Source organism: Frankia sp. AiPs1, from assembly GCF_023716945.1.
Lineage (GTDB): Bacteria > Actinomycetota > Actinomycetes > Frankiales > Frankiaceae > Frankia.
Window position 1 is genome coordinate 1 of the sequence record NZ_JAMQQF010000609.1, and the last position, 3,501, is coordinate 3,501.

Genomic DNA, 3,501 nt, shown 5'->3' on the forward strand with positions numbered 1-3,501 from the left:
GCCCATCCGACCGGCCAGGTCGACGCCACCACGCACGCTCGCCTGCCGGCGGCGCTGCGCCTGCTGGTCGGTCAGCCGGGCCTTCGCGGCACGCACCATCGCCGCGATCCGCGCGTGGCCGACGGCCTCGCCGATACGGGCGAGCCGCGCCGCGAGCACCGGCCAGTGGACGAGCTCCGACTCCGCGAGCAGGCGGGTGGCGAGGCGGGACGGATCCGTCTCGGGACCGCCCGGTCCCGACGGCGTCAGCACGCTGTCGAGTCGCCGGCGAATGGCCGTCAGTTCCCGCTCCACGGACGGTCCGGCAGCCAGCGCGGCCGACCAGCGCCTCGCCGACACCCGGGCGGCCCGGTCGGTGAGCGCGTCGGCCAGCCGCAACATCCGACCGACGGCCCCGGCCGCGGCGACGACCTGTTCCACGGTCAGATCCCCGACGAGCCGGCCTGGCGTGTCGCGCGTCGTCGGGTCGAACCCGAGCGTGTGGCAGGCCGCACGCACCCGGTCCGCGGCGGACTGCTCGGCGGCGGACGCTGCGCCGGTGGCGAGGGCGCGGCGCACCACCTCCGACTCGGCGAGCAGTCGCGCCGCGCGTGGCGTGTCCAGCGCCAGCGCGAGGGCGGCTCGACCCGTCAGGCGCCGGTCGAGGTCCGCCGCCGCCTGGTAGCCCGTCTCCTTCAGGTCGGCAAGTCCTCGGGCGTAGGCCACCGCCTCCGCGACCAGTGCGGTGGCCCGGGCCGTGCCCTCGACCGCGGGCCCCTCGAGACCCGTCCAGGTCAGAGTGGTCACCATCGCGCCTCCCCGCTGTCCAGGACCGGGCCCGGATCTCGTCCCACAGCCGGCACGTTCGCCGGGCACGAGGAAGTTCACGAAGGCCCGGCCGGCCGGACGAATGCGGCGACTGGCCGGAGCCCTGCCAACGCCATGCCGAGCCTCGCGATCGGCCCCTGCCGGTTGGTGCGGGCCTCCTGCTCGCCGGCGACCGACAGGTGATCGTCGGTCCCGGCTCAGCCCTGGGCTGGCACGTCCTCGTCCTCGTCCCCGCCACCGTGCCCGCCACCGCCACCGCCACCGGCGGCGCGGTCGACGATCTGCTGCTCCGCCCACAGCGCCCACTCGTGCTGGGCGGCCGTGACGCGAAGGCCCCACTCGAGCGCGAGCCGGCCGTGAGCAGAGAAGGAGTCCTGGCCGGCGGCGACCGTCGTCAGCGCGGCAAGCTCCTTGTGGTGGGCCGCCGCGGTCTCGGCTTCCCGTCGCATGAAGGCCTCGGCCTCCGCGGGCTTGAGCAGGCCGAGGAAGAACACCCGAAGCAGCGTGTCGTTGCGCGGCGTCCGGTTCGGTTCGACCCTGGTGAGCCAGCGATGCAACTCGGCCCGCCCGGACTCGGTGATCGCGTACTCCTTGCGCCCCCTGGCCCCCTCGGCCGTGACGGTCACCTGGCCGGAGTCGGCCAGGCGGCCGAGTTCTGTGTAGACCTGGCTCTGGGTTGCCGACCAGACGTTGCCCAGCGAGATCGCGAAGGTCTTGAGCAGGTCGTAGCCACTGGCGGGACGGTCGGCGAGCAGGCCGAGCACGGCATGGCGGAGGCTCATGCCGCCAGCTTAGGTCAATCTTGACCTGTCAGTGATGGAAGTTCTAGCATCGACATGTCTAAGGTGGAGTATCGCTGGCCGGGGTGGAGGTCGTGTCCACCGGGCCCGGCCAGCCACTGCGATCGGAGAACAGCTGATGACGCCGAGCGCCCCGACCTACCTCAGCGGCCTGCTCGCGCCCGTGCCCGACGAGATCGACGCGGTCGACCTGCCGGTCACCGGCGCGCTACCCGAAGCGCTGCGCGGCCGCTACTTCCGCAACGGCCCGAACCCGATGCCCGGCGAGGACCCGGGCCACTGGTTCACCGGAGCCGGGATGATTCACGGCGTCCGGCTGCGCGACGGCCGCGCCGAGTGGTATCGCAACCGCTGGGTGCGCACCCGCGAGCTGGCGGGTGCACCGTTCGTCGGGCCCGCCGGATTCGATCTGACGGCCGTTCCCGCGAACACCAGCGTGATCCGGCACGCCGGCCACATCCTCGCGCTGGTGGAGGTCGGCCTGCCGTACGAGCTGACGGCCGAGCTGGAGACGGCCGGACCCTGCGACTTCGGCGGCCGGCTCGCCACCGCCATGACCGCGCACCCCAAGCGGGACCCGCGCACCGGTGACCTGCTGTTCTTCGGTTATGGCATGGCCCCGCCGTACCTGACCTACCATCGGCTCTCGGCGGCCGGCGAGCTCGTCGAGAGCAGGGTGATCGACGTGCCGGGCCCGACGATGATGCATGACTTCGCCATCACCGAAAGTCACGTCGTGTGGCTCGACCTGCCGGTCGTCCTCGACCTGGCGCTCCTCGGGCAGGGGATGCCCTACCGGTGGGACGACGCCTACGGCGCGCGCATCGGCGTCATGGCGCGCGGCGGCGGCGAGCCGCGGTGGTTCGACATCGACCCCTGCTACGTCTTTCACGTCGGCAACGCCCACGTCGACGACGCCGGACGGGTCTCGCTCGACGCCGTCCGCTACGACCGCGCCCGCTTCGCCGCGGCCTGGCCCCGACTCGGCGGAGCCCCGGCCGGGGCGGGCATGATCGCCGACGGTTTCCCGCACCGCTGGCTGATCGATCCGGTGAGCGGTGTCGTCAAGGAGCAGGCACTCGACGACCGGGCGGTCGAGTTCCCCACCCTCAACGAGCAGCGGGTGGGGCGGCCACACCGCTTCCTCTACTCCGTCAGCCAGGACGCGATCGTCAAGTACGACGGCCGCACCGGCGAGAGCAGGGTCCGCGCCCTCGGCGCCAGCCCCGGCGAAGCGATCTTCGTCGCCGCGCCCGGGGCCCGGTCGGAGGACGACGGCTGGCTGCTCTCCATCGTGACCGACGAGGCCGGGAGCGGTTCCGAGCTGCTCGTCCTGGCCGCCGCCGGCCTTGACACCGTGGCGTCGGTGTCCCTGCCCCGGCGGGTGCCCGCCGGATTCCACGGCTGCTGGATCGCCGACGAATAGGGCTCACACGACCTAGCTCCAGCGCTGGTAGTCGCCGTTGTTGCAACCCTGGGTGTAGACGCGCCCGTCGCTGTTGCTGTCCAGGCACTCGCCGGTGGAGACGTTCTGGAAGGTCGTTCCCGCGCTGTCGCTGGACGATGTCCAGAGCTGCGCGGCCCCGCCGTCGCAGCCGGCGGCGTACACCGTGCCCTGGTACCTGGTTCCGTCCGGCGCGGGATTCGCCCTGCTGCCCACGCAGTTGTTCGTCTGCGCGTTCCTGAGCCGCACTCCGCCGTTCCCGGCCACATATACCCAGTGCTGGTAGTTGCCCCCGTTGCAACCCATCGTGTAGACCTGCCCCTGCGCATTGCTGTCGAGGCAGTTATGGGTCACGATGTCGCCGAAGGTCCTGCCGGGAGCGCCCTGCGCGGTCGCGGTGTTGCGCGGCGCCGCGGCCGCGGGGGCGGGATCGGCCGCGCGTGGCGGGGG

General features: G+C 72.8%; 3 protein-coding genes and 1 pseudogene. 1 reads left to right on the forward strand and 3 read right to left on the reverse strand.

Annotated features, from left to right (window positions below; genetic code table 11):
* Both ND748_RS28190 and ND748_RS28195 read right to left on the reverse strand, forming a co-directional pair.
* A pseudogene (locus tag ND748_RS28190) lies at positions 1 to 789 on the reverse strand (hypothetical protein); the annotation flags it as partial.
* 215 nt (positions 790 to 1,004) lie between these two features.
* On the reverse strand, positions 1,005 to 1,589 hold the full coding sequence (locus tag ND748_RS28195; RefSeq protein WP_251749229.1) for a PadR family transcriptional regulator: 585 nt from the start codon (positions 1,587 to 1,589) through the stop codon (positions 1,005 to 1,007).
* A 136-nt stretch (positions 1,590 to 1,725) separates the two neighbouring features.
* Between ND748_RS28195 and ND748_RS28200 the strand changes: the two genes are divergently transcribed.
* Positions 1,726 to 3,033 (forward strand): carotenoid oxygenase family protein, encoded by a 1,308-nt coding sequence (locus tag ND748_RS28200; protein ID WP_251749230.1) that lies wholly within the window; start codon positions 1,726 to 1,728, stop codon positions 3,031 to 3,033.
* 12 nt (positions 3,034 to 3,045) lie between these two features.
* Here ND748_RS28200 and ND748_RS28205 read toward each other — a convergent pair.
* A partial coding sequence (locus ND748_RS28205) for a ricin-type beta-trefoil lectin domain protein (RefSeq protein WP_251749231.1) occupies positions 3,046 to 3,501 on the reverse strand: 456 nt, incomplete at its 5' end.

Excerpts from the sequence above, each read along its gene's own strand:
- ND748_RS28200 (WP_251749230.1), top strand. The coding sequence starts at position 1,726 with ATGACGCCGAGCGCCCCGACCTACCTCAGCGGCCTGCTCGCGCCCGTG.
- ND748_RS28195 (WP_251749229.1), bottom strand. The coding sequence starts at position 1,589 with ATGAGCCTCCGCCATGCCGTGCTCGGCCTGCTCGCCGACCGTCCCGCC.